Origin of the sequence: Pseudomonas sp. B20(2017), from assembly GCF_002113125.1 — a bacterium.
In the GTDB taxonomy this organism is placed as follows: Bacteria; Pseudomonadota; Gammaproteobacteria; order Pseudomonadales; family Pseudomonadaceae; genus Aquipseudomonas.
Map to the genome: position 1 here is coordinate 15,174 of NZ_NEJP01000027.1, position 24,615 is coordinate 39,788.

The window sequence follows — 24,615 nt, forward strand, 5'->3', positions numbered from 1 at the left end:
ATCAGTGCTGCGTGCTGCTTCGGGTTTCCCCGAGAATCCGCACCGCATCCCGCGAAGGTGGCAGGCCGAACACCCGTGTATAATCGCGGCTGAACTGCGTAGCGCTTTCATAACCGACTTCGAACGCTGCGCGGGTGACGCTGCTGGCATTGGCCACCATCAGCGTCCGGGCCTGAAGCAGGCGAACACGCTTCTGATACTGCAACGGGCTCAGCGCCGTGACGGCTTTGAAATGTCGATGAAAGGCTGACACGCTCATCGACGCAAGCTGCGCCAATGCGTCCACGCGAATCGGTTCGGCAAAGTCCTGACGAATGTGCTGAATGGCCAGGTTGACGCGGGCCATGGCGCTGTCGGGGGCCGCGATGTCGCGCAGCATCCAGCCGTGGGGGCCTTGCAGGACGCGATACAGAATTTCCCGTTCGTAGACCGGCGCGAGGGCCGCGATCTCCTCCGGCCTCCCCATCAGGTGCAACATGCGCACCCAGGCATCCATCAACTCAGGCGTGACAGCAGCGACCGAAAACCCGCTGTCCTGTTCATGTTGCCCGAGCGGTTTGGGCAAGTCGGCCAGCAGGGTCGTCAGCACCACCGGATCCAGCGTCAGGCTGACCGCCAGGTAAGGCTCGCCGCTCGCTGAGGGGTGAACCTGTCCCACCGCCGGCAGATCGATGGACATGACGAAGTAGGTCGCCGGGTCGTAGTGAAGCGTGCGGTCGGCGATGGTCATGGATTTGCTGCCCTGCAGAATCAGGTTGATCATCGGTTCGTAAACGGCTGCCAGCATGTGCTCGGGGATTTCACCCTGAACCATGGCGACGCGCGGGATACCCGTCTCCGTGCGGCGGTTTTCGGCGTGTTGCGCCAGGGCGCGAAGTTTTTTCAGTTGGTTATTCATGCCACGCATCTGAACCTACGCGATCACTCCCGCGCAAGCAAAAAGCAGAAACAGGCAGGTTTCGAAGAGGATCGGCTGCGCTCGCCTCGAAGCCGATGGCTACTGTGGTCACTCACCACAGAGACATTGGAGCAACGCATGAGCGTTATCGTGATTACCGGTGGCAGCCGTGGCATTGGCGCCAGTACCGCCGAACACTGTGCCCGCCTCGGGATGGGCGTCATCCTGACCTACAAGAGCAATGCCGATGCAGCCGCCGCTGTCGTGCAGCGGATTCAGTCGTCGGGCGGCACAGCCGTGGCGCTTGAGCTGGACGTTGCGGATGTCAGTCAATTCGACCGTTTCCGTGATGCCGTAAGACATAACCTCGACAGCCTCTGGGGCGTGGCTACGCTGGCTGGACTGGTCAACAACGCGGGCCATGGCTTGTTCAATCCGCTGGCAGCCGTCACCGAGGCACAGTTCGACGGTTTGTTGAACGTTCATCTCAAAGGCCCGTTTTTCCTCACGCAAACCTTGTTGCCGCTGATGGGCGAGGGCGCCAGCATCGTCAACCTGACCAGCGCCACCACCCGGGTCGCTACCGCCGGGGTTGCGCCGTATGCAGCGTTCAAGGGCGGGCTCGAGGTGTTGACCCGCTACATGGCCAAGGAGTTCGCGGACCGGCGCATACGGGCCAACGCTGTTTCGCCGGGAGCGATCCGAACCGAGCTGGGCGGTGGTTTGAACGACGAATTCGAGGCATTGCTCGCCTCGCAAACGGCTCTGGGCCGGGTTGGCGAACCGCAGGATGTTGCGCGCGTCATCGCCATGTTGCTGTCCGAGGAGGGCGGCTGGATCAACGCCCAATCCATCGAAGTCGCGGGCGGCTATTTCATTTGAATGCGAGGTGGCTCCATGCTTGATTACATCTTTTTGTCAGTCAGCGACATCGAACGCTCCATTGATTTCTACACCGCAGCACTGACCCCGCTGGGCATTACCGCAAGGCTTGATTACGACGGCAAGGACGGCCCGCCCGGCCATCCGGATCTGAAAGGTTTCGGTGCCCATGGCCGGATGTTTTTCTGGTTGCGCGCAGGCGTGGTAGAGGGGCGGGCGGTGCATGTCGGGTTTGTCGCCAACAGCAAGGCCGAAGTGAACGCAGCTTACGCGGCGGCAATCAACAGTGGCGCTGTCGATAACGGCGCTCCGGGCGCACGTCTGCATTACGACCCCGATTACTACGCTGCCAACGTCCTCGATCCGGACGGTTACAGCCTCGAATTCGTCTTCAAAAAATGGCAGCACGGCCAATGAGCACACTGATGATCTACGGCGCGACCGGGTACACCGGGCGCATGGCGGCCGAACATGCCAAGGCACAGGGTCTGGATCTGGTCATCGCTGGGCGCACGGCCGAAAAGCTCGAGTCGCTTGCAGCACAACTGGATGTGCCTTTTCGGGTGTTCAAACCCGATGAACAGGCCGCACAAGCCCTGGAGGGCATCGCGGTACTGCTGAATTTCGCGGGCCCGTTCGCCCAGACGGCAGACGCCTTGATGCAGGCGTGCATCCAGGCCGGTGTCGACTATCTGGACATCACTGCGGAGATCAATGTCTATCGGCGCGCCGAGCAGCTGGGTGCTCAAGCCGCCAGTGCGAACGTGATGTTGCTGCCCGGCGTTGGCTGGGATGTGGTGCCGACCGATTGTCTGGCGATGCATGTCGCTCGGCGGGTGCCGCAGCCGCGTTCATTGAAAATCGCCTTGCAGGTCGCGGGTTCGATGTCGCGCGGATCGGCCCTGAGTGTCGGCGAAATCATTGGTGCAGGCCTGTTGATGCGGGTCGATGGACAACTGGTCGCAACGCCTGACGCACAGCCCCGTCACTTCGATTTTGGCAACGGGCCGGTGCTCTGCGCACCGCTGTCATTCGGTGACCTGGTGACCGGCTGGCAGTCCACCGGCATTCCCGATATCGCCATGTTCGTGCATATCAGCGGTGACGCGTTCCCGGACGGCGATCTGTCGCAACTGCCCGACGGCCCGAGCGTCGAACAGCGCGAGGTACATCGCGCCCGAGCGGTGGCTGAAGTCAGCGGCGCCAACGGCAGCGTCGCACGCTCGGTGATCGAAACCGTCAACGGCTACACCTACACACCGCTCGCGGCTGTCGAAGCCGCGCGTCGAGTGTTGAGCGGGGAGCGACGACCGGGTTTTGAAACGCCGGCCCGGGTGTTCGGCATCGGGTTCGCCGAAAGCATTGCAGGCACAACCGTTACTGATTTCTGAAACGCGAGTCCGCTTCGGCCCGCGCCTGGCGAAATCCTCAAGCTCACTTCACCTAAGGCTTCAAATATGTCATCCACACAGTTGCAGGACACCGCAGACAAACTTGCGGTGGTTGAAACGCTGTACCGGTTTGCCGCCGGAATCGATCTGCGCGACGAAGTATTGCTGGCTTCGGCGTTTACCGAAGATGCGATTTCCGACTTCCGGCCTGCCGCTGCAAAGGCCGGGTTCGAATACCCTGTTCTACAGGGGCGCCAGACCATCGTGGCGGCGCTTTCAGGTTCACTTGCCGGCATCGACACAACGCACTCTGTCAGTAATCCGCGAGTCAGCGTCGTTGGCGATCGGGCGCAGGTTGATGCACTCGTGGAAGCCCAGCACGTGCCGCAAAGTGATCACTCACGGCACTACCTGATGAAAAACCGTTACGACGTAAAACTGGTGCGGGCAGGCGACGCCTGGCTGATTCAAAGCGTCACGGTTGACAATGTGTGGCGCACGGGCGACCCCGGGGTGCTCTCCGGCGTTTAACCGGATTTGCGAGCCGGTTAGCGTGAAGGCTTGATTGAGCGTAAGGTTTCGCCTGTCTCTGCGCCGGCTGATTCAGCTGTTATCATTCAAGCCTTTACAGCCGGGTAGATGACCATGAACCGCCAGAAGAAACTGCAGCAACTCTTCAAGGAAAAATCCAGAAAGGCCAACGCCAAACTGGCACCCAAGAGCAACAAGCCGAAGTACATCAGCAAGGCGGATCGTCTGAAACTGGCGGCCGAGGCCGCTCCCGAGACAGTGGACACAACTGAGTCCTGATCAGGCAGGAACAGCGCAGCGCTTCCCCTCAGCCAGCCGGCTGTGCAGGCTTGGCCAGCTCGATCCCCGCCGCCCCCAGCCGCTTGAGAATCTCGAACAGCAAATCACTCTTGGTCGTCCCGACAATCCTCGGGCTCGCCACATACCCGGTCACCGTCAACGTAATCCCGTCCGGCGTCAGCTTGCTGAAGCGCACGAACGGTGCCGGTTTTTCGAGGATGGTTTCGTGTTCGTTGTAGGTGTCGAGCAGCAGGCTCTTGACCTGTTCGGGATCGATATCCAGCGGGAACATCAGCTCCAGTGTCGCCACGCCCTGGGCGCTGCCACCCAGCGTGACGTTACGCAGGTTCTGCGAGATCAGTTGCGAGTTGGGCACGATCACGATCGAGCGGTCGCTGAGCTGGATTTCGGTGGCGCGCACGTTGATCCGGCGGATGTCGCCCTCTACGCCGCTGATGCTGATCAGGTCGCCGACCTTGACCGGGCGTTCGGTGAGCAGGATCAGCCCGGAGACGAAGTTCTTCACGATCTCCTGCAAGCCGAAGCCGATGCCCACCGACAGGGCGCTGACGATCCACGCCAGGTTGGTCCATTGCACGCCCAGCGATGACAGGGTCAGCAGGATCACCACCGCATAACCGATGTTCGAAAACAGCGTGCTGAGCGAAGCGCACATGCCCGGGTCCATGTCGGTCTTGGGCAGAAACTCGTTGTCGAGCCAGCGGCGCAGGGCGCGGATCAGGTAGATGCCGATCAGCAGCGCCAGCACGGCGTTGAGCAAGTGGCCGGGGACGATGTTCAGCTTGCGCAGACCGGCGCCGCCGAGGATCGTGCCGATGTTGTTGGCCAGTTGGCCGAGTGTGGTGCCGATCCCGCCGACAAACAGCGTGATGACCGCCAGCAGCAACAGCGCGGCCCGACCGAAACCGGCCAGCAGGGTCGAGGCTTGTTCGAGTCGCTGGTCGCCGACGCCCAACAGTTGTTTCAGCGCCTTGCCGCTGGAGTGGCGGGGCGAGAAGAAGTACTCGCAGCTGTCCTTGAGCAGTTGCATCAGCAGGTAAAACCCGGAAAACACGATGAACGCCCACACCAGTTCGTAGGTGATGAACCGCGCCAGCGACACATACCCGGTCAGCAGGGCGCCGAACGACAGCACCATCGCCAGGGTGGCGATGGTGTAAACCACGCCGGCGAAGGTGTTGCCCGCCACTTGGGTGTCACCGGCTGCGGCCAGTGTTTTGCGCACCCTGCCGACGCGCAGCAGCAGCGTGGTGACGATGCCCAGCACCGCCAGCGCAATGATGCCTCTGCCTGCGAGCACGATCTGACTGCTCATGCCGGCGGCATTGCTGACTTGCACTGCCGTCACCAGCACCAGCAGCGTCGCGGCGAGAATCCGCGCGTAGGGATGTAGCGCGAGCGCCACCGGGTCAGCCACCGCCGGCAGTCGCCAGGACGGATGCTCGGTCGAGAGCAACGCGCGGCTGAGCCCTGTGATCAGCACGCAGGCATAAACCACTTTCCCGAACTCATCGGAAAATGTCGCCAGCATCGGCGGCAACGGCACGTGACGAGTGCAGGCGTAATACAGCAATTGCAGGGCGATGGCGGTGGTCGCGAGTGTCGCCAGGGCCGAGGCGAACGCCAGCGAACTGCGGCGCAGCCGGCCCTCCGGCATGCGGTGAATGCATACCCACGCCAGCCAGCGGTCGGCCAGCCGCCGACCCAGCGTCCAGACGACAAAGGCCAGTACCACCAGCAGGGCGGTGTAAAGGCGCTGACTCGGTTGCCAGGCTTGCGCGCCGGTCTGTTGCACCTGATCGACGAAAAGCCTCAGACGCTGGCGATCATCTGCCGACGGATTGACAAGGGGAGCCCAAAAGCCGGGATTCAGAATGCTGTGGGTGCTGAGCGTCAGTTCGCTTTCGAGCAACGTGCGGCGGATACCGGCGATCTGTGTGATCAGGTCTGTGGCGCTCTGTTTGAGTGTCGCCAGATTCTTCAGCGCAGTATCGACTTTGGTTTTCTGCTCGATCAACGCCGCCCGTTGCGCCGCGATATCGGCTTGTTCGGCGGCGACCGCTTCGGCCGGAGCGGCGCCGAGCACACCCAACTGTACGGTCAGTTGCGCCTGCTGAGGCAGCAGCGAGGCCGACAGCCGATCGATGTCCAGAATGAACGTCTGCACCCGATCCTGCGGGCCTTCGAGCTGGTTGTAGTTGTTGGCGGACGATATCTGCTGCTTGAGGCCGTCGAGGCGCAGTTGAAGGGCTTGCAGATCGCTTTGCGTGACGCCGGGGAGCGGGGCACTGGTACTGACGTCCGGGGTGCCGGACAAATCGGCGGCCGACGCCGCCACCAAGCCCGAGCCGAACAGGATCAAGGCGATTAACATCAATGACTTCAATGCATTGCGCATGGGGGCTGGCCGGTTCCGGTTGATCACACAAACATTGAGGTTAGGTGATCGGGCGCCTGCTGCATCATTTTCTGCTGCTAATCCTGGCTTAATGCGTGTCCGGTGAGATCGCCGGGCAGCCCATTGTGGGCGCCCGTTTTCACAACTAGACTCCCGGCCATGAAACGCTATCTGCGGTTTTGTCTCGTTTTCCTGATCAGCCTGGCGCTTCCCCTCAGCGGGATGGCGGGTGTGCAGGCACCGACAGAACCCTGCCCGATGCAAGCCATGGGCATGGCGATGATGGACGGCATGAACATGGATTGCTGCCAGGACATGAAAAGTCCTGTCGACCATGGTTCCCCCTGCAAACCCGGCCAGGAGTGCAAGACCGGCGGTCTGCTGCAAGTCGCGATCCTCAAGCCGCCCGTTACCGTGTTCAGTCCCGTCACGCATTCGTTCTTCAGTGATTCCCTCCCCGTAGCGGCCCCGTCCGGGGTCTGGCGACCGCCCCGCATCTGATTCCTGTCTCCCCTTGAAGCTCATTCCGCCCTGGCGGAGTGATTTGGCTGTGCGCGTGTTTTTCGCCGCGCGCAGTGGACGATCACAGGAATCGTAAACATGACATTCAAGTGCAATTGCTCGGGTTGGCCTCTGGTGGCTGGCCTTGCGGCAAGCGTGCTCGCGTGGCCGGGTTTGGCCGCCGCGCTGACACTCGATGACGCGCTGCGGCTGGCCGAAAACAATGCGCCGTCGCTGACCGCACAAGATCAGAAAATCCAGGCTGCCAGCAGCGCGGCCATTCCGGCGGGCGAGTTGCCCGATCCCAAGCTGTTGCTCGGTTTGCAGAACTACCCCGTGGGCGGCCCGGATCGCTGGAGCGTCGATCAGGATTTCATGACCATGCAGATGGTCGGTTACCGGCAGGAGATGCCCAACGCAGACAAACGCAAGGCGCGCATCGAAGTTGCCGACGCCGCCATCGAGCGCGCGGCTGCCGAGCGACGCGTCGAGCGCTTGAAGGTCCGCCAGGCGACGGCGCTGGCGTGGATCAGCGGCTATTCGGTCGAGCGCAAAGAGGCGTTGTTCCAGGACCTCTTCAAGGAAAACCGTCTGCTGAGCGAGACCGTCCGGGCGCAGATTGCCGGTGGCCGCGCGCAACCTGCTGACGCGGTGACACCGAAGCAGGAAGCGGCCCGACTCGCCGAGCAACAGGACAATCTGACCCTTGAACGCACCCAAGCCCGAGCCGCGCTGAAACGCTGGATCGGCGCCGCCGCTAACGACAAGCCCGAGGGCGGTTTGCCCGCGTGGCCGGTCGATGCCTCGACCTTCAATCATCAGCTGCAACACCATCCTGAACTGGCCGCTTTCGCCCCCATGACCCGCGAAGCCGAGGCCAAGGTGCAAGAGGCAGTGTCCGAGAAAAAGTCCGACTGGAGCTGGGAAGTGGATTACCAGCATCGTGGCCGTGAGTTTGGCGACATGGTCAGCGTGCAGTTTTCCTGGGATCTGCCGTTGTTTCCCAAGACGCGCCAGAACCCGAAAATCGCTGCCAGACAGGCCGAACTCATCCAACTGCAAGCCGAGCGCGAAGCCCTGTCCCGCGAGCACACCGAGCAACTGGAAAACCAGTTGGCCGACTACCAGCGCCTCGAACGGGCCGTGCGCCGCACCGAGGAAAGCCTGGTGCCGCTGGCCAGAGAGAAAGTCGATCTGAGCCTGGCCAGTTATCGCGCCGGCCAGGGCGATTTGAATGCGGTGGTCAACGCCCGCCGCGAACTCATCGAGGCTCGCCTCAAACAGATCGACATGGAAGAACAGCGCGCGCTGACCGCTGCGCGCCTGCATTTCGCTTATGGGGAGACCAGCCTGTGAATTTTCAAAAATGGAACGGCGTGTGGCTGGCCGGCCTTGCGCTGGCGGTGGGCGTGGGTGGCGGTTACGGATTGGCCTATCATCGAATGAATGATTTAACGGCTTCAGCCCCGGCGCCGAGCACTGCGCCCAAAGCCTTGTACTGGTACGACCCGATGTACCCGCAGCAAAGGTTCGACAAACCGGGCAAGTCTCCCTTCATGGATATGCAACTGGTGCCCCGATACGCCAGCGGCGGCGAAGATAATGCGACCGTCAGCATCGATCCGGGGCTGAGTCAGAACCTCGGCCTGCGTGTGGCGCCGGTCAGTCGCGGCGCCTTCATGTCGAGCCTGGATGTGAGCGGCGTGCTGGCATTCAACGAGCGCGATGTCGCGGTGATCCAGGCGCGTACCAACGGGTTTGTCGAGCGGGTCTACGCCCGTGCGCCGGGGGACGTGCTCACGACTGGCGCGGCGTTGGCAGACATCCTCGTGCCGGAATGGACGGCGGCCCAGAGCGAGTTTCTGGCGCTCAGGCGCAGCGGTGATGCCGACCTGATCGCGGCGGCGCGCCAGCGGTTGCGGCTGACCGGGATGCCCTCAAGCCTGATCGCTCAAGTGGAGCGCAGCGGCAAGGTGCAGCCCGAACTGACGGTCACCAGCCCTTTGGGCGGTGTACTGCAAGAACTCGACGTGCGGGTGGGCATGACCGTGGCGAGCGGTGAAACCCTGGCGCGGGTCAACGGGCTGAACAGCGTCTGGCTCGCCGTGGCGGTGCCGGAATCGCAGACCGGTTCGGTTGCCGTGGGCCAGGCCGTTGAAGCGCGCCTGCCGGCCTTTCCCGGCCGGGTGTTCAACGGAACTGTCAGCGCGATTCTGCCGGACACCAACGCGGACAGCCGCACCCTGCGCGTGCGGGTCGAACTGGCCAATGTCGATGGCAGCTTACGGCCGGGGATGACGGCACAAGTGCGGCTGAACCGATCGACCGGGCAGAGTCAATTGTGGGTGCCGAGTGAAGCCGTGATCCGCACCGGCAAGCGCGCCTTGGTCATGCTCGCCGAAGACGCGGGGCACTTTCGCCCGGTGGAGGTACGCCTTGGCCAGGAAGGTGACGACAAAACGATGATCCTCGACGGCCTGGCAGAGGGGCAGAGCGTCGTGACGTCCGGCCAGTTCCTGCTCGATTCCGAGGCCAGTCTCAAGGGCATCGTCGCCGAGCCGCTTGAAACAGACGGGAACGTTTCGGGGAGTCAGCCATGATCGCCGCGCTGATTCGCTGGTCCGTCGCCAACCGTTTTCTGGTGCTGCTGGCGACGCTGTTTGTCACGGGGTGGGGCGTGTGGTCGGTGCAGAGCACGCCGATCGATGCGCTGCCGGATCTGTCCGATGTGCAGGTGATCATCCGCACGCCGTACCCCGGACAGGCGCCGCAGATTGTCGAGAATCAGGTGACCTATCCGCTGACCACTACCATGCTCTCGGTGCCGGGGGCGAAAACCGTACGCGGTTATTCGTTCTTCGGTGACAGCTTCGTGTACGTGCTGTTCGAGGACGGCACCGATCAATACTGGGCGCGCTCGCGGGTGCTGGAGTACCTGAGCCAGATCCAGAGTCGCCTGCCGGCCAGCGCCAAACCGGCGCTGGGCCCGGATGCGACCGGCGTCGGCTGGATCTATCAATATGCGCTGGTGGATCGCAGCGGCGGGCATGATCTGGCGCAGCTTCGGGCGTTGCAGGACTGGTTCCTCAAGTTCGAGCTCAAGACCCTGCCCAACGTCGCCGAGGTTGCTACCGTCGGCGGGATGGTCAAGCAGTATCAGGTGCAGCCCGATCCGGTGCGGTTGGCCAGCCTCGGCATCCCCCTTGCGCAGGTGCGCGAAGCCATCGGCAAGGCCAATCAGGAAACCGGTGGCGCCGTGCTGGAAATGGCCGAAACCGAATTCATCGTGCGGGCTTCCGGCTACCTCAAGACGCTTGATGATTTTCGGGCGATCCCGTTAAAACTCGGAGGGGGTGGCGTACCGGTAACCCTCGGCGATGTCGCGACGGTTCAGACCGGGCCGGAAATGCGCCGAGGCATCACCGAGCTGGACGGCCAGGGTGAAACCGTCGGCGGGGTGGTGATTCTGCGCAGCGGCAAGAACGCCCGCGAGACCATTGCGGCGGTCAAGGCCAAACTCGATGACATGAAAAGCAGCCTGCCGCCCGGCGTGGAGATCGTCACCACTTACGATCGCAGCAAGCTGATCGATCGCGCGGTGGAAAACCTCAGCCACAAACTGCTCGAAGAGTTCATCGTCGTCGCGTTGGTGTGCGGGATCTTCCTTTGGCACTTGCGCTCTTCGCTGGTGGCGATCATTTCGTTGCCGGTGGGTGTGTTGATCGCTTTCACCGTGATGCGTTATCAGGGCTTGAACGCCAACATCATGTCGTTGGGCGGGATCGCCATCGCCATTGGTGCGATGGTCGATGCGGCGGTGGTGATGATCGAGAACGCTCACAAGAAAATCGAGGCGTGGCACGCGGCCAATCCGGGGCAGGCGCTCAAGGGCGAGCGCCATTGGCAGGTGATGACCGACGCGGCGGCGGAGGTGGGGCCGGCGCTGTTTTTCTGTTTGCTGATCATCACGCTGTCGTTCATCCCGGTGTTCACCTTGCAGGACCAGGAAGGGCGGCTGTTCGGCCCGCTGGCGTTCACCAAGACTTACGCCATGGCGGCGGCAGCGGGATTGTCGGTGACGCTGGTGCCAGTGCTGATGGGCTACTGGATTCGCGGACGGATTCCGGATGAACGCCACAACCCGCTCAACCGCTGGCTGATCCGGATCTACCAGCCGGCGCTGGATGCTGTGTTGCGCCGGCCGAAATTCACTTTGCTGGTGGCATTGCTGGTGTTTGTCAGCGCGGCCTGGCCGATTTCGCGGCTCGGTGGTGAATTCCTCCCGCCGCTGGACGAGGGTGATCTGCTGTACATGCCTTCGGCCTTGCCGGGTTTGTCGGCGCAAAAAACCGCGCAACTGTTGCAGCAGACCGACCGTCTGATCAAAACCGTGCCCGAGGTCGAGCACGTGTTCGGCAAGGCTGGCCGCGCGGAAACCGCCACCGACCCGGCACCGCTGGAAATGTTCGAAACCACGATCCAGTTCAAGCCCCACGATCAATGGCGCCCGGGCATGACCCCGGAAAAACTCGTGGAAGAACTGGATCGCGTGGTACGAGTGCCCGGGCTGACCAATATCTGGATTCCGCCGATCCGCAACCGCATCGACATGCTCGCCACCGGGATCAAAAGCCCGATCGGCATTAAGGTCGCCGGCAACGATCTGGCCCAGATCGACGCCGTGACCCAGGCTGTCGAACGCGTGGCCAAAGGTGTGCCCGGCGTCAGTTCGGCACTGGCCGAGCGCCTGACCGGTGGCCGCTACATCGACATGGATATCGACCGCAACGCCGCCGGCCGCTACGGGCTGAACATCAGCGATGTGCAATCCATCGTCGCCGGAGCCATTGGCGGGGAAAACGTCGGGGAAACCATCGAAGGGCTGGCGCGGTTTCCGATCAACATCCGTTATCCAAGAGCGTGGCGTGATTCGCCCGGCGCGCTGGAGCAATTGCCGATCTACACGCCTTCCGGCAGCCAGATCACCCTCGGTATGCTGGCGAAAATCAAGGTCACGGACGGCCCGCCGATGCTCAAGAGCGAGAATGCCCGGCCGTCCGGCTGGGTGTACATCGACGTGCGCGGGCGGGATATCGCTTCGGTGGTGGCCGATCTGCGTCGCGCAGTGAGTGAACAGGTGAAATTGCAGCCCGGCATGAGCCTGAACTATTCGGGGCAGTTCGAGTTTCTGGAGCGGGCCAACGCGCGGCTGAAACTGGTAGTGCCGGCCACGCTGCTGATTATCTTCGTGCTGCTCTACCTGACGTTTGCTCGCTTCGATGAAGCATTGTTGATCATGGCCACATTGCCGTTCGCATTGAGCGGCGGCGCGTGGTTCCTGTATCTGCTGGGCTACAACCTGTCGGTCGCCACCGGTGTGGGCTTCATTGCGCTGGCCGGCGTTTCGGCCGAGTTCGGCGTGATCATGCTGCTCTACCTGAAAAACGCCTGGGCCGAACGAGATGGCCTCGGCGATCACTCTGAGCGCGGACTGATCGCGGCGATTCGCGAAGGCGCCGTGCAACGCGTGCGCCCCAAGGCGATGACCGTAGCCGTGATCATCACTGGCCTGTTGCCGATTCTGCTGGGCAGCGGCACCGGCAGCGAAGTCATGAGCCGCATCGCCGCGCCCATGGTCGGCGGCATGGTCACGGCGCCGTTGTTGTCCCTGTTTGTCATTCCGGCGGCGTATCGATTGATGCGCCGCCGTCACTTGTCCGCTGGAACCCTCCAATCTGAAGGAAAAACCTCATGAAACTGATCCCGATCACTGTTGTAGGTACGCTGGTTGCGTTCGCACTGACCGCTCACGCCGAGGACATGCCCGGCATGAAGATGGATGACATGCAGGGCATGCAGATACAGCCCGCCACTCAACAGGCTGCGGCCGCGAATGCCGAAGGCACGATCAAGGCCATTGATGTCACAAAGCACACCGTGACCATCGCTCATGGTGCTGTTGCGGCGTTGCAGTGGCCGCCGATGACCATGGGCTTCGCGGCAACCCATGAACAACTGGCCGGGTTGGCGGTGGGCGATCGGGTGAAGTTTTCGTTCCAGATGGAGGGCAGTAAAGCGACCATCGTGTCGATCAACAAGTAAGCGTGTGACGTAAAAAACCGGCGCGAATCATCGCGCCGGTTTCTATTCAATCTTTCAGATCGACCGCTGATTGACCCGCTGCATCAATTCCTCCGCCGATTCCTTGCGCTCGGAATAGCGATCCACCAGATCCGGGCGATCACGCAGCAACAAGGTGAATTTCACCAGTTCCTCCATCACGTCCACCACCCGGTCGTACAGCGCCGAGGGTTTCATGCGATTGCCTTCGTCGAATTCCAGATAGGCCTTGGGCACCGACGACTGATTGGGGATGGTGAACATGCGCATCCAGCGGCCCAGCACGCGCAGTTGATTGACCACGTTGAACGACTGCGAACCGCCGCAGACCTGCATGACCGCCAGGGTTTTGCCCTGAGTCGGACGCACTGCGCCCAGAGCCAGCGGCACCCAGTCTATCTGCGCCTTGAACACCGCCGACATGGCGCCGTGACGTTCGGGAGAGCACCAGACCTGACCTTCGGACCATTGCATCAGTTCGAGCAGTTCCTGGACTTTCGGGTGATCGCCGGGAGCATCGTCCGGCAGCGGCAGGCCCGAAGGGTTGAAGATTCGCGTCTCGGCACCGAAGTGCTCCAGCAGGCGGGCGGCTTCTTCGACCAGCAAACGGCTGAAGGAGCGTGGGCGGGTCGAACCGTACAGCAAAAGGATGCGCGGCTTGTGGGCGCCTTCGTCACGAGAGGTAGTTTGAACCAGTGAGGGATCGAGGTTGGGTAAGTCGGTCATGTCGGCTCCGGTTACAGCGTGCTGATGCGGTCGAGCTCGCGCTTGAGGGCATCACGGTCAAGTTGGGCGAAGGGCAGGGCAAAAAAGGCCCGGCAGCGGGTTTCGATTCGGGCGAGGGTGGCGTGGAAGGCGGCATCGATGGTCCGTTCATCGCCGACCACATCCGACGGATCCTCCAGCCCCCAATGGGCTTTCAGGGCCGGGCCGAAGTACACCGGGCAGGCTTCACCGGCGGCCTTGTCGCACACGGTGATGACGATGTCCGGCGGGTTGTCTTCGAAGGCTTCGTTGCCCTTGCTGCTCAACCCGGCGATGGAAATGCCGGCGGCTTGCAACGTGGTCAGGCTGCGCGGCAGCACCTGGCCTTTGGGGAAACTGCCGGCACTGACCGCCTCGAAACCGGCTGGCGCCAGATGGTTGAACATCGCCTCCGAGAGAATGCTGCGGCAGCTGTTGGCGGTGCACATGAATAGAACGCGCATGATTGATCCTCAGCAGCAGGCGGAAGTATTGAGTGGACGGTCGCCCATTGCGTCGAGGCGGGCGCTGTTTTCTTCCAGCCAGGCGCTGTTGGCGGCGAGCGTGGTTTCGAGCAAGGTGCGGACCCACGTCGGCAGATCCGGATTGAGCCGGTAATAAACCCACTGACCCTGACGACGATCCAGCAGCAGACCGCAGGTGCGCAACTGCGCGAGATGACGGGAGATTTTTGGTTGACTGTCGTTGAGTGCACAGACCAGCTCGCAGACACACAACTCACCTTCGCGGGTGATCAGCAAAGTCGCCCGGACGCGGGTTTCGTCGGCGAGGCATTTGAAAACGGAGGCGGGGTTGAGCATGACGATGTCTTCAGAATATATGGTTGTTCGAATATACGGATATCCATATGTTGTGGGCAAGCCTTGAGTTTGGTGGAGTGGCAGCTCTCGACTTAAGGTTTGTTTTGCGCAGATGTCTTAGCGCTTGCTGAACGCCAGCCGTGCAGCAAACAGCACAAAAATCATCCCGGTGGTGCGATCCATCCAGCGAATCACTTTCTCTCGGCGCAGAAACCCGGACAGTGGCTGAGTCGCGCCAATCAGCACCAGCGACCAGATCAGCCCGAGCACCACATGAATGCTCACCAGCCCGAACGTCCACGGCACCAGCGGCTGGCCTTGCGGAATGAACTGCGGCAGGAACGACACGTAGAAAATCCCGATCTTCGGATTCAGCACATTCCCCAGCATGCCTTTCAAGAACCAGTTCGCCCCCGGCTTGCCGTCGGCCTCGGCCGGAGCCAGCGAACGGCGAGGGCGCAGCAGCATGTTCAACCCCAGCCACGCCAGATACGCAGCGCCGCAATATTTGAGCAGGTTGTAGGCCAGCTCCGACACCGCAATCAACGCCCCCAGACCAAATGCCACCGCCGCGCCCCACAACAGACATCCTGCGTTGATTCCCACCGCGGCACGCAAGGCCTGCTGTTTGCCCTCGACGGTGGCGGTTCGCAGCACCAGCGCGGTGTCGAGACCGGGCGTCAGAGTCAGCAACGTGGCGGCTAGGGTGAAAGCGAGGAGGTTGTCGGCGATGGACATGATGGTGCGGGTTCCCTTTTCTGGATCGGGGAACGGTAGCTGTTTCAGGCGGGGGGATCCAGCAGGGAAATCAGGCGCGGTTCGATGCGGTCGGGTTGTATCTCGAGGATCGCCAGCGTGACCGGCAACTTGAACCGCCGAGGGCCGGCACTGCCGGGGTTCACGTAGAGACGATCACCGCGCCATTCGATGCGGGGTTTGTGGGAGTGGCCGGTGATGATGAGCTTGATGCCCGGATCGAGATCGGCGGGGACGTCGGCGATGTCGTGGACGAGGAGGGTTGGCCAGCCGTTGAGGGTGAAGGTCAGGAGGTCGGGGAGGTTTTTGGCCCACGGACTGTTGAGGTCGTTGTTGCCGCGCACGGCGTGGACGGGGGCGATTTTGGCCAGTTGGGCGAGGATGTCGGGGTTGCCGATGTCGCCGGCGTGGATGATCTGGTCACAGCCCTGGAGCGCGGCGAGGGCTTCGGGGCGTAGGAGGTTGTGGGTGTCGGAGATTAGGGCGGTTTTCATGGGGCAGACCTCCAGGGGGGCTAGTGGGAGTGGCTGCTTTCGGCCAAAAGCGGACATCGGCAAGCTACGTTGTCGACTATTAGTTGCCGTTCCTGATAGGAGCAGCCGCTCCTAAGCGACTGCCTCCGACCAGTTTGTGCCTTTCGCCCAATACTCCTCAATGTGGACTGGCGGTTGGACGAACCACAATCTCACTCACATCAACATCATCAGGCTGCTCGATGGCATAGGCGAGCGCTCGCGCAATGGCGTCTGCATTGAGCGCCACACGGCGGAAGGCTTTCATTTCCTCGCGAGCCACATCGTCCGAAATCGTATCCGCCAATTCGGACTCAACAACCCCCGGGCACACCACGGTGACGCGGATCTTGTCCGTTTCCTGACGCAGACCATCCGAGATAGCCCTGACCGCGAATTTGGTCGCGCAGTAGACCGCAGCGGTCGGAGAAACCGCGAGGCCACCAATCGACGATATATTGATGACCTGACCGAAACCCTGCGCCTGCATGTCCGGCAGGACAGCGGCAATACCGTGCAATACGCCACGCACGTTGACATCGAGCATCTGGTTCCATTCGTTGACCTTCAACGAGGCCAGCGGAGACAACGGCATCACGCCCGCGTTGTTGATGATCACATCGACCTTGCCATGTTGCGTCTTGGCGAACGCCACGAAGGCGTGCATCGATTGCAGATCCGTAACGTCAAGTGCGCAGGCACTTGCTGAACCACCTTCGGCCTGGATCTCGCTGACCAGTTTGTCCAAACGCTCGGTACGGCGGGCACCGAGGACCACATGCGCGCCTTTGGCGGCGATCAACCTGGCGGCAGCTTCGCCAATACCGCTGCTTGCACCGGTAATCAGGACAACTTTGTTTTGAATGTTCGACATATCCGTAGCTCCTGCTCTCTGCATTGAAGTTCAGCACCGACCGCTGAAGACGCGGTCGGTGCTGCGAGGTACGTCGAAAAGATTAAGGGCGCAGACCTGTTCGACGCGTGCCGAAACCTGCGCCACTTTTGCCTATTCGTGTCTGTGTGCGGCGCCTGCAAATTTTTAATGAAGCGCCGCTCAGGCCCCACGGAATTCGCTGGGCGTTACGCCCACTTCACGACGAAAGACCTGCGAGAAGTGACTGGGGCTCGAGTAGCCGACCTCCAGCCCGACGTCGATGACGCTAAGACGGGTTTCCAACAACAGGTGCCGCGCACGAGCTATGCGCAAGCGGATGAAGTACTGCGATGGCGAAAGCCCCGTCGCACGCTTGAATAGGCGGCTGAAGTGGTACTCGCTCAGATCGGCAAGGCTGGCCAGTGTTGCCAGGCTGAATTCAGCGCTCAGTTGCGCGCGCATGGCGTCGGTGACTTTGCGCAGCTTGTAGGCTTGTAAGGCGCTGACCCGACGCCCGGGCTGGCTTTCAGCGAGATAGCTGCGCACCAGATGCACGGCCAGCGCCTGCGCCAGAGAGCGGGCGAAAAGCGCGCTGGGCGAGCGTTCCAGGAGCAGCTCGGTGCGCAACTGCTCCATGACAAACGCGACGCGCCCGTCCCGTGCCCCTGAAACATCGCGCAAACGCACAGGCCCGGCGTGCTGGCCCGACAGCTCTCGAGACGCTTGCTCGATCAAGGGCAGCCCCAAATAAAGATGCATGACTTCGAAGGTATCGCCTCCGTGCGTCTGCCAGCGCATTTCATACGGCTCATCGGAACTGGTGAGGAAAAAATCGCCAGCACTGACATCTGCAGCTTCCCACTCGCCACCCAATGCGCACTCCTCTACCGTCGCCGCCCCGGCCAGAACCAGGACTAGCAGCGGTTCCACCACTGCAGGCACGAGAATGGGCTCAGTAACGCTGCGATGGGTAAACAGCTGAATCACCACGTCCGTGATTTCCGGGCGCGAGGGTAACGCCTGAGGTTCGCCTGGCAGGAACTCACCCATCGACTCGCCATTGATGCGCAAGTCTCGAGAGGATGTCGACAACGCGTCTTGGGAGGTATGCCCGGTATTTGCCATGGACTCGTCCTTTTCAGATTCGGCTGTGCGAAGCCCGACAGGTCTCCGATGCTTGCCCGCACGCCGTGTCACGATGACCGGCTCGATGATATCGGGCTTTTACCGTGGGTTGAATCGAGCACCGAACCTCCCTCACTGACATTCAGCGCAAAACCCCGACAGCGTGGGCAATCTCACGAAAGCCGACTTTGCCTCGCTGCGAGACAGTAGGCCCGTCGCCGATGAAAGCGCCTCGCCGACGCCAACACGGCTTATTCCTACTCGATCAAATCGCTGGAGAACATCATGACCGACTTCAAGAACAGCACCCCAAACGAAGTGGCTGGTAAAGTCGCGCTGGTCACTGGCGCGGCCAGTGGCATCGGCAAGGCCATCGCACTGCTGCTGCATGCCCGCGGCGCCCAGGTCATTGCTGAAGATATAAACCCTGAGGTGGAAGCACTGGCCCGCCCCGGCCTGGTCCCCCTGGTGGCCGACATCACTCAGGACGGGGCAGCCGAACGCGCGGTCGCCCTGGCCGTCGAGCAATTCGGACGGCTGGACATTCTGGTCAACAACGCCGGCATCATCATCAACAAACTGGTCATCGACATGACACGCGAAGACTGGGAACGCATTCAGGCGGTTAACGCCACGGCGGCCTTTTTGCATAGCCGGGAGGCGGTCAAAGCGATGATGCCCAACAAATCCGGATCGATCGTCAACATCGCGTCCTACGCCTCCTATTTCGCCTTCCCCACCATTGCGGCCTACACCGCCTCCAAAGGCGCGCTTGCCCAACTGACGCGCACCCTGGCGCTTGAGGTCATTGGCCACGGCATCCGCGTCAATGCTGTCGGTGTCGGCGATGTGGTGACCAACATCCTCAACAATGTGGTCGACGATGGCCCTGCGTTTCTCGCCCAACATGGCGAAGCGGCGCCGATCGGCCGCGCCGCCCAACCGGAAGAAATCGCCGAAGTGGTCGCGTTCATCGCCTCGGATCGGGCCAGCTTCATGGTTGGTTCGGTGGTCATGGCCGACGGCGGCATGACTGTCACGGCCGGCTGAGCCGCAGCACAAACGCGCCGCAGGACATGCCCGACCAGCCCGAGAGGATCAGGCAAATCTGCGGCAGTTTCGTCCTAACACCGCTGCGCTCGGCTACGTAATCTGAAAGCACGCAACGGATGCACACACAGGCCACGGCAGGCCGCTCAGATGAACAACGTCAATGAGGACTGAACAATGAAAAACGCAAAACGGCTTTCCCTTTCACTGGTGATCGGCGCGATGGTGGCCTGCGCGATCAACCTTTCCTCGACCAGCCTGTACCTAGCCGCTGACGGTGCTGATCGAACGCCAGGCATGCGCGTTACTGAAGGCGGCAGTGATCGCACTCCCGGGTTCCGCGTTGCCGCAGATGGTTCGGACCACACGCCCGGCATGCGCGTAACTGAATGTGGCAGTGACCGCACTCCGGGTTTTCGCGTTGCCGAAAACGGCTCTGATCGCACGGCTTTAGGGCGTATCGGCTCAGTCTGAACATCCGAGGGAAAAAGTGATGAAAGATGCCAAAAAAACCACTCAGGACCATCGTTACGCAGGCATGTGGGTTACCGCGGACGGATTCATTCGTCATGAACTTCTGACGACTGGTCGTTACGACGAGGCCCGTGGTAAAAACAAGAGCGCCTATCAGGGCCGCTATGAACTGGTCGGTGATTACATCCAGTACTGGGACGACACCGGCTTCACCGCTGATGGCCACTTTCATGACGACGTGCTGTATCACGCCGGAATGATCCTGTATCGGCAATGAGTACTTTGATGATGACGGGTGAATATCGTCTGCCTGAAAAGCTTCAGGCAGACGCTCATGAACACTTGTGAGAGCCTTGAAATGGAACAGAGCGATGCTTTCATCCTTCAAAACACAGCCGTCTACCGTGACGAACTGGTTCGCCTGCTGACGCAACGCTTTATCACACCTGGGGTCTATGAGACCGCCATAGCTCCCCTGCATGTCATCCGTTTCGATGCACCTTCGGAACTGATCCATACCGTACACAAACCGGCACTTTGCCTGATCGTGCAAGGACAAAAGGAAATCGGCCTGGGTGACGACCACTACCTGTACGACCCCCTCAGCTACCTGGTGGTTTCGGTCACCCTTCCGGTGTCCGGCCGCGTGCTGATGGCCAGCCCGGAGGCGCCCTACCTGTGTATCCGGTTTGATTTCGAGCCCACGGAAATCGCTCAGGTAATCGCCGACGCTCCACCGGCGGGCGTCCCGGACGAGCCGGAGCTTGGTCTTTTCCTTGAGAAAGTCGATGTGCCCCTGCTGGAAACAATGCTGCGGCTGGTCCGGCTGCTGGAAACACCGAAAGACATAGGCATGCTGGCACCACTTGCCCTTCGCGAGTTGTATTACCGTCTCCTGCGAGGCGTGCACGGACGCCGTCTATATGAGCTTGCCCTCGGCGACTCGCAAACACGACGGATAACCCGAGCAATCGATTGGTTGAATAACCACTACACCCAACCCTTACGCATCGAAGAACTCGCCCGGGTCGCCAATTTGGGCAACTCCACATTGCATCATCGCTTCAAGGCAGTGACCGCCATGAGTCCGCTGCAGTATCAGAAACAACTGCGCCTGCAGGAAGCGCGCCGTCTATTGCTCGGCGAAGGGCTGGATGTGGCGAGCGCCTGTTATCGAGTGGGCTATGAAAGCCCTTCGCAATTCAGCCGGGAATACAGTCGCCAGTTTGGGTGTCCGCCATCCAGAGATGCCGGCCGAGTTCGCCACCCTGCGTGAAAACCTGATCAGCTACCTATGGCTGGAGTGGTGCTATGCGATTAGTAAATCGGAGATCGCTTTGGAGTCCGATTCGCCGGCGGTCTTTTCTTATAATATTCGTCTAGGGCTGTCGTTTGAATGTCTGCTTTTGGCCGGTAGCGGTCGCGTGTGAGGGACCGCTAACGGCCATAAGCGGTCATTGAATTTTGCTAGCAGACGGCACCAAACCAGCGGCAAGCGCCTCCAATAATGCACTTACCTTGGGAAGCGCCTGACGGCTCTTTAGCCAAATCAGATTGATCGCCTGGCCATTGGTTGCCAACTGGGGAAGTACTTCAACCAATGTCCCTTCTTCAAGCTGACGTTCGATCAACCATGACGGTAACTGCGCGATCCCGCATCCCGCCGATACCGCGATCGCCAGACCTTCGCCGTCTCCCACAACGAATTTTGCGGCTATCGCCCTGCGTTCAATTTCACCCGGATGCTTTCCTGAAAAACTCCAAGGGCTAACCGTCCCATCCGCCCAGCCGTAAGCGATGCACTGATGATGTTCCAGGTCGCGATCGGTCAAGGGCGTGCCGTGCTTACTCAAATAGGCGGGAGACGCACAGAAGATATGCCACTCACTGCCCAGATAGCGGTGCCCCAATGTGTCGGGCCAAACGTCCGAACCACCGATGCGCACGACGATATCGAAATCTTCCTCGATAGGGTCGATGACACGGTCGGAAAACGAAATGTGCGGGAGCAGCAGCGCATGTTCCTGGGCGAATCGCAGGATAATCGGAAGTGCCTGCAGGCGGCCGAATGCACCTGGAATGTCAATGCGGATCCTGCCACGAGGCTCTGTGTTTTCGGAAAGTAGGGACAGCTCAGCTTCTTCGAGTTCAGCCAGCACGCCTGTGCATGTGCGATAGAACGCAATCCCCGCACCCGTAAGTGACAAGCTTCGAGTTGTTCGATGGAATAACGAAGTCCCAAGCCTGCTCTCCAATCGAGCGATTCCTTTGCTGACTGCCGAAGCCGTCAGATTCATCCGCTCGGCAGCGCCTTTAAAGCTGCCGGAGTCGGCAACGCAGACAAATACATCAATGCCCTTTAAACGTTCGGAGGAAAACATGGACGCCCCGCATTCATGAACTGAGTTCTTTCGATCTGGTAAAAAACATCATAAATCAGAACGCAATTCCCCAGTAAGCTTGATCCGCGCGTCCATAACCCGATGCGACTGCCGAACACCATAAAAAACAACCTGCTGAACGATGAGGCAAGGATGCTGGCCACGCTAAAAAACTATCCGACAACAATAAATTTGCTGCTGTCGGCGTCTCTGATATTGACCTTGGCGCGTGCAATTACTCTGCCCTATCTGGTTATTTACCTTTCGGGCAGTTTCAGCTTAAGCGTCGCCGATATCGGCCTGGTTATAGGCAGCACACTGATCATTGGGTCGTTACTGAGTCTTTATGGTGGTTTTCTGGTCGACAAAATGTCCAGTTACCGGCTGATCCTGGCCTTCAGTGGCGTGTTCACGCTGGGGTTCCTCGGGACGTTTCTGGCTCGCGAACTTTGGCTGTTCTACAGCTGCTTGGTACTGATTAACCTGGCTTATGCGGTCATTGATATCGCGATTAAATCAGGATTTGGCAGCCTGCTTCCCGTCATTGATCGCAGCGAAGTTTTCTCGATCAAATATACGTTGACCAACATCGGGTATGCCGTAGGCCCGTTTCTTGGCGCTGGCATGGCCAAACTGGATATCAGCTTGCCATTCCTGTTATCAGCCGGGCTTGGCGCAGGGTTCTTCTTCATCTATTTCGTTTGGGGCAATAGAGACCTGAGCGCTACCGATTCAGCTCAGAAACCAGTACCGTTTCTGGCCGTGGGAAAACTGTTACTCCGAGATTATCGGTTGGTGTGTTTCACCCTTGGTGGACTGCTGAGTGCGGTGGTTTTTGGCCAGTTCACCGGTTATCTCTCCCAATATCTGGTGGTCACTACGACACCAGAATCCACCTACCAGATCATCAGTACAGTTGTGGCGACCAATGCGCTGATGGTGATCAGCTTGCAATACTGCATAGGCAGGAAGATCTCTCACAGGCATCTGAATCTGTGGCTGGTCGCGGGACTGAGTATGTTCATGATCGGGTTGGCGGGGTTTGCCCTGTCGACCTCTATCGTGCTCTGGATCATTTCCATAGCCATTTTTACCGTCGGCGAGATCATCGTATTCCCCGCCGAGTATATGTTCATCGACAGAATCGCTCCGGACAACCTGCGCGGTATGTATTACGGAGCACAAAACCTGTCCAACCTCGGCGCGGCGCTGGGGCCGGTGCTTTGCGGAATCGTATTGGCGACTCAGCCTCCCCACTACATCTTCTACATGCTTGGGCTCTTCATTGTTGCAGGTGGACTGTTCTACTTCCTGGGAGCTTCCAATTTGAGCGATATCACGGATATGGATTCTGATTGAACGGTAGTAATAAGACAGACAGTGGGAATCAAAAGATCACCTTATCAATGCCGCTGTGGTTCGAATTGGGCCCTTCACGAACGCCTGCTCCTGGCCGAATTCTGCCGCTCATGAAGGGCTGCAATCGGCCATTAGGAGCCGTTCACCAAGGCAGCAATAGGCGGCCGTGGATTGGTGTCTGTCCTTCGTAAGGGATGAGCAATCACGCCAATGACTAATAGTCGGTGTACCCATCCGCGTAGCCTAGCGGGCTGCTGCCAAAATAGGTGCTGGGGTCGGCGGTATTGAGTGGGGCACCGCTTTTCAATCGGTGAATAAAATCTGGATTGGCGAGCGTCATTTGCCCGTACGATTCAAGGTCTGCCAGACCACTGGCGACATCTTTCCCGATGTCTTCATGTGGCCGATCAGGCCGGTTCAAAATAAGTGCTTGGTGCCAGAGCTTGCGCAGATCATGCAAAAGCGCGTCGCCGCCCGTAGTGAACGATATGCAGATACGCGAGGCCAAGCCTGTCGAGTTCACCCACTAGATAACGATACAGATCAGGGCCCTCATCACCATGGTTCAGTCCCATCCCGCCAAAGCCGGGCGACAGGCGAATGCGCACAGCGTTGGTGACCTCTCGCCAGCCTGCCACATGTGCATCCGTATAGATGCCAGGCGTAGCAGGATACCCTTGGCCGTCAATCAGAGGGCTGAGTGCCTTCGGTGATGATGAGCCCCACGCTACCGCGCTGTGCGTAGTATTCAGCAGCCAGGGGTCCCGGGGACCCATCGCCATTGGCGCGGGCTCGTGTCATCGGCGCCATGACGATGCGGTTTTGAAGCGATGCGCTGCCAAGGTTCATGGGTGTGAACAGTTCATTCATGCCTGCAACTCCATTTTCACGAGATTTGGACCTGCCAGCGGACCTGTCGGCGGCTGGAAGATTCGACTGCCCGTTTCGATATCTCCCATATCGGCGCCGAAGAACCCCAGACGCTCGATCAGAGACGCGATATCGGCCTTGGCTGCCGCATCTTCACCTGCGTAAAACAGAATGCGTTGACCGCCCTCTTTCGAGGGCTCGGCTGCCAGATTCCAATAGGCGTGGTGATTGAACGCCTTCACCAAACGGGCACCAGGGACCATCTGCGCGACCAGCGCTGAAGAGGCGTGATTACCGATGTCGATCGCCGCGAAAGGCTGCTTTTGCAGTGGGTTGGTGGTGTCCACCACGATGCGTCCTTCGAAGTCCGGCAGACCCGTGAGTGCTTCCTTCAATTGGTTCCAGGGCACTGCTACAAACACGATGTCCTTGGCAGCCGCGTCCTCGCGTGTGCCTGCCTTGATCGAAGGGCCAAGCTGCCTGACCTGGTGGTGGAGGGTTTCAGGTCCTCGGCTGTTGGCCAGTGTGGCTTCAATGTTCAAGCGCGCGAGCTGCTGAGCGATGGCGTTGCCAATTTGTCCGGCGCCGATGATGCCGATGGTTTTCATGTCTGCTCCTTTTATTGCGC

The 24,615-nt window shown here is 60.4% G+C and carries 28 protein-coding genes; 15 read left to right on the forward strand and 13 right to left on the reverse strand.

The features are described from left to right. Position 1: 1 nt before the first annotated feature. A complete protein-coding gene (locus tag CAF63_RS27595) occupies positions 2–898 on the reverse strand; it encodes an AraC family transcriptional regulator (RefSeq protein WP_178081333.1) in 897 nt (298 codons plus the stop codon). 138 nt (positions 899–1,036) lie between these two features. On the opposite strand from CAF63_RS27595, the gene CAF63_RS27600 reads away from it, so the two are divergent. The 5 genes from CAF63_RS27600 (at position 1,037) to CAF63_RS27620 (ending at position 3,981) form a co-directional block, all read left to right on the forward strand. Further along, positions 1,037–1,780, forward strand: a complete 744-nt coding sequence (locus tag CAF63_RS27600; RefSeq protein ID WP_085690529.1) for an SDR family NAD(P)-dependent oxidoreductase — start codon at positions 1,037–1,039, stop codon at positions 1,778–1,780. Positions 1,781–1,795: 15 nt separating this feature from the next. Beyond that, a complete protein-coding gene (locus tag CAF63_RS27605; RefSeq protein ID WP_085690530.1) occupies positions 1,796–2,197 on the forward strand; it encodes a VOC family protein in 402 nt (133 codons plus the stop codon). Further along, positions 2,194–3,171 (forward strand): trans-acting enoyl reductase family protein, encoded by a 978-nt coding sequence (locus tag CAF63_RS27610; protein WP_085690531.1) that lies wholly within the window; start codon positions 2,194–2,196, stop codon positions 3,169–3,171. Before CAF63_RS27605 ends, CAF63_RS27610 begins: the two co-directional genes overlap by 4 nt. A gap of 66 nt (positions 3,172–3,237) precedes the next feature. Next, positions 3,238–3,702 (forward strand): nuclear transport factor 2 family protein, encoded by a 465-nt coding sequence (locus tag CAF63_RS27615; RefSeq protein WP_085690532.1) that lies wholly within the window; start codon positions 3,238–3,240, stop codon positions 3,700–3,702. A 114-nt stretch (positions 3,703–3,816) separates the two neighbouring features. Further along, positions 3,817–3,981, forward strand: a complete 165-nt coding sequence (locus CAF63_RS27620; RefSeq protein ID WP_085690533.1) for a DUF2986 domain-containing protein — start codon at positions 3,817–3,819, stop codon at positions 3,979–3,981. A gap of 28 nt (positions 3,982–4,009) precedes the next feature. Here CAF63_RS27620 and CAF63_RS27625 read toward each other — a convergent pair whose 3' ends face one another. Beyond that, positions 4,010–6,400, reverse strand: a complete 2,391-nt coding sequence (locus tag CAF63_RS27625; protein ID WP_085690534.1) for a DUF3772 domain-containing protein — start codon at positions 6,398–6,400, stop codon at positions 4,010–4,012. A gap of 159 nt (positions 6,401–6,559) precedes the next feature. Between CAF63_RS27625 and CAF63_RS27630 the strand changes: the two genes are divergently transcribed. The 5 genes from CAF63_RS27630 to CAF63_RS27650 all read left to right on the forward strand — a co-directional run bounded on the left by CAF63_RS27630 (position 6,560) and on the right by CAF63_RS27650 (position 13,003). Further along, positions 6,560–6,901, forward strand: a complete 342-nt coding sequence (locus CAF63_RS27630) for a hypothetical protein (RefSeq protein WP_085690535.1) — start codon at positions 6,560–6,562, stop codon at positions 6,899–6,901. A gap of 99 nt (positions 6,902–7,000) precedes the next feature. After that, a complete protein-coding gene (locus CAF63_RS27635; protein ID WP_085690536.1) occupies positions 7,001–8,257 on the forward strand; it encodes a TolC family protein in 1,257 nt (418 codons plus the stop codon). Next, positions 8,254–9,501, forward strand: coding sequence for an efflux RND transporter periplasmic adaptor subunit (locus CAF63_RS27640; protein WP_085690537.1), 1,248 nt, complete (start codon positions 8,254–8,256; stop codon positions 9,499–9,501). Before CAF63_RS27635 ends, CAF63_RS27640 begins: the two co-directional genes overlap by 4 nt. Next, on the forward strand, positions 9,498–12,656 hold the full coding sequence (locus CAF63_RS27645; RefSeq protein ID WP_085690538.1) for an efflux RND transporter permease subunit: 3,159 nt from the start codon (positions 9,498–9,500) through the stop codon (positions 12,654–12,656). The genes CAF63_RS27640 and CAF63_RS27645 overlap by 4 nt, the downstream gene beginning before the upstream one ends. Then, entirely contained in the window at positions 12,653–13,003 is a 351-nt protein-coding gene (locus CAF63_RS27650; protein ID WP_085690539.1) for a copper-binding protein, read from the forward strand. The genes CAF63_RS27645 and CAF63_RS27650 overlap by 4 nt, the downstream gene beginning before the upstream one ends. Positions 13,004–13,057: 54 nt before the next feature. On the opposite strand, the gene arsH is transcribed toward CAF63_RS27650, so the two are convergent. The 7 genes from arsH to CAF63_RS27685 form a co-directional block, all read right to left on the reverse strand. Further along, complete coding sequence (arsH, locus tag CAF63_RS27655; RefSeq protein ID WP_085690540.1) at positions 13,058–13,747, reverse strand: arsenical resistance protein ArsH; 690 nt, start codon at positions 13,745–13,747, stop codon at positions 13,058–13,060. Between the two features lie 11 nt (positions 13,748–13,758). Next, positions 13,759–14,229 (reverse strand): arsenate reductase ArsC, encoded by a 471-nt coding sequence (locus tag CAF63_RS27660; protein ID WP_085690541.1) that lies wholly within the window; start codon positions 14,227–14,229, stop codon positions 13,759–13,761. Between the two features lie 9 nt (positions 14,230–14,238). After that, positions 14,239–14,586 (reverse strand): metalloregulator ArsR/SmtB family transcription factor, encoded by a 348-nt coding sequence (locus CAF63_RS27665; protein ID WP_085690542.1) that lies wholly within the window; start codon positions 14,584–14,586, stop codon positions 14,239–14,241. 117 nt (positions 14,587–14,703) lie between these two features. Further along, positions 14,704–15,324, reverse strand: a complete 621-nt coding sequence (locus CAF63_RS27670; RefSeq protein WP_085690543.1) for a LysE family translocator — start codon at positions 15,322–15,324, stop codon at positions 14,704–14,706. Positions 15,325–15,368: 44 nt separating this feature from the next. After that, complete coding sequence (locus tag CAF63_RS27675) at positions 15,369–15,836, reverse strand: metallophosphoesterase family protein (protein WP_085690544.1); 468 nt, start codon at positions 15,834–15,836, stop codon at positions 15,369–15,371. A gap of 157 nt (positions 15,837–15,993) precedes the next feature. Next, on the reverse strand, positions 15,994–16,728 hold the full coding sequence (locus CAF63_RS27680) for an SDR family oxidoreductase (RefSeq protein ID WP_064595909.1): 735 nt from the start codon (positions 16,726–16,728) through the stop codon (positions 15,994–15,996). A 180-nt stretch (positions 16,729–16,908) separates the two neighbouring features. Next, the gene (locus tag CAF63_RS27685; protein ID WP_085690545.1) at positions 16,909–17,853 is read right to left on the reverse strand and encodes an AraC family transcriptional regulator; all 945 of its coding nucleotides are present in this window, start codon (positions 17,851–17,853) and stop codon (positions 16,909–16,911) included. Positions 17,854–18,138: 285 nt separating this feature from the next. On the opposite strand from CAF63_RS27685, the gene CAF63_RS27690 reads away from it, so the two are divergent. From CAF63_RS27690 to CAF63_RS27705, 4 genes are all read left to right on the forward strand, one after another. Next, positions 18,139–18,903 carry an SDR family NAD(P)-dependent oxidoreductase gene (locus tag CAF63_RS27690; protein WP_011333890.1) on the forward strand — a complete coding sequence of 255 codons (765 nt, stop codon included), beginning with the start codon at positions 18,139–18,141 and terminating at the stop codon, positions 18,901–18,903. Between the two features lie 177 nt (positions 18,904–19,080). Continuing rightward, positions 19,081–19,377 (forward strand): hypothetical protein, encoded by a 297-nt coding sequence (locus tag CAF63_RS27695; protein WP_085690546.1) that lies wholly within the window; start codon positions 19,081–19,083, stop codon positions 19,375–19,377. Positions 19,378–19,396: 19 nt separating this feature from the next. Then, positions 19,397–19,654: an Atu4866 domain-containing protein gene (locus CAF63_RS27700; RefSeq protein WP_039773158.1), complete on the forward strand. Its 258-nt coding sequence runs from the start codon at positions 19,397–19,399 to the stop codon at positions 19,652–19,654. A gap of 81 nt (positions 19,655–19,735) precedes the next feature. Further along, positions 19,736–20,653, forward strand: coding sequence for an AraC family transcriptional regulator (locus CAF63_RS27705; RefSeq protein ID WP_085690579.1), 918 nt, complete (start codon positions 19,736–19,738; stop codon positions 20,651–20,653). Positions 20,654–20,831: 178 nt separating this feature from the next. Here the strand turns inward: CAF63_RS27705 and CAF63_RS27710 are convergent, their stop codons facing one another. Beyond that, on the reverse strand, positions 20,832–21,758 hold the full coding sequence (locus CAF63_RS27710; protein WP_085690547.1) for a LysR family transcriptional regulator: 927 nt from the start codon (positions 21,756–21,758) through the stop codon (positions 20,832–20,834). 153 nt (positions 21,759–21,911) lie between these two features. Here CAF63_RS27710 and CAF63_RS27715 point away from each other — a divergent pair, with 153 nt between their 5' ends. Continuing rightward, on the forward strand, positions 21,912–23,117 hold the full coding sequence (locus CAF63_RS27715; RefSeq protein WP_085690580.1) for an MFS transporter: 1,206 nt from the start codon (positions 21,912–21,914) through the stop codon (positions 23,115–23,117). 214 nt (positions 23,118–23,331) lie between these two features. Here the strand turns inward: CAF63_RS27715 and CAF63_RS29105 are convergent, their stop codons facing one another. The 3 genes from CAF63_RS29105 to CAF63_RS27725 all read right to left on the reverse strand — a co-directional run bounded on the left by CAF63_RS29105 (position 23,332) and on the right by CAF63_RS27725 (position 24,610). Then, the gene (locus CAF63_RS29105; RefSeq protein WP_256574555.1) at positions 23,332–23,625 is read right to left on the reverse strand and encodes a hypothetical protein; all 294 of its coding nucleotides are present in this window, start codon (positions 23,623–23,625) and stop codon (positions 23,332–23,334) included. A 176-nt stretch (positions 23,626–23,801) separates the two neighbouring features. Next, entirely contained in the window at positions 23,802–23,987 is a 186-nt protein-coding gene (locus CAF63_RS29110) for a hypothetical protein (RefSeq protein ID WP_256574556.1), read from the reverse strand. Then, positions 23,984–24,610, reverse strand: coding sequence for an NADPH-dependent F420 reductase (locus CAF63_RS27725; protein ID WP_371807425.1), 627 nt, complete (start codon positions 24,608–24,610; stop codon positions 23,984–23,986). The genes CAF63_RS29110 and CAF63_RS27725 overlap by 4 nt, the downstream gene beginning before the upstream one ends. Between the last annotated feature and the right edge of the window lie 5 nt (positions 24,611–24,615).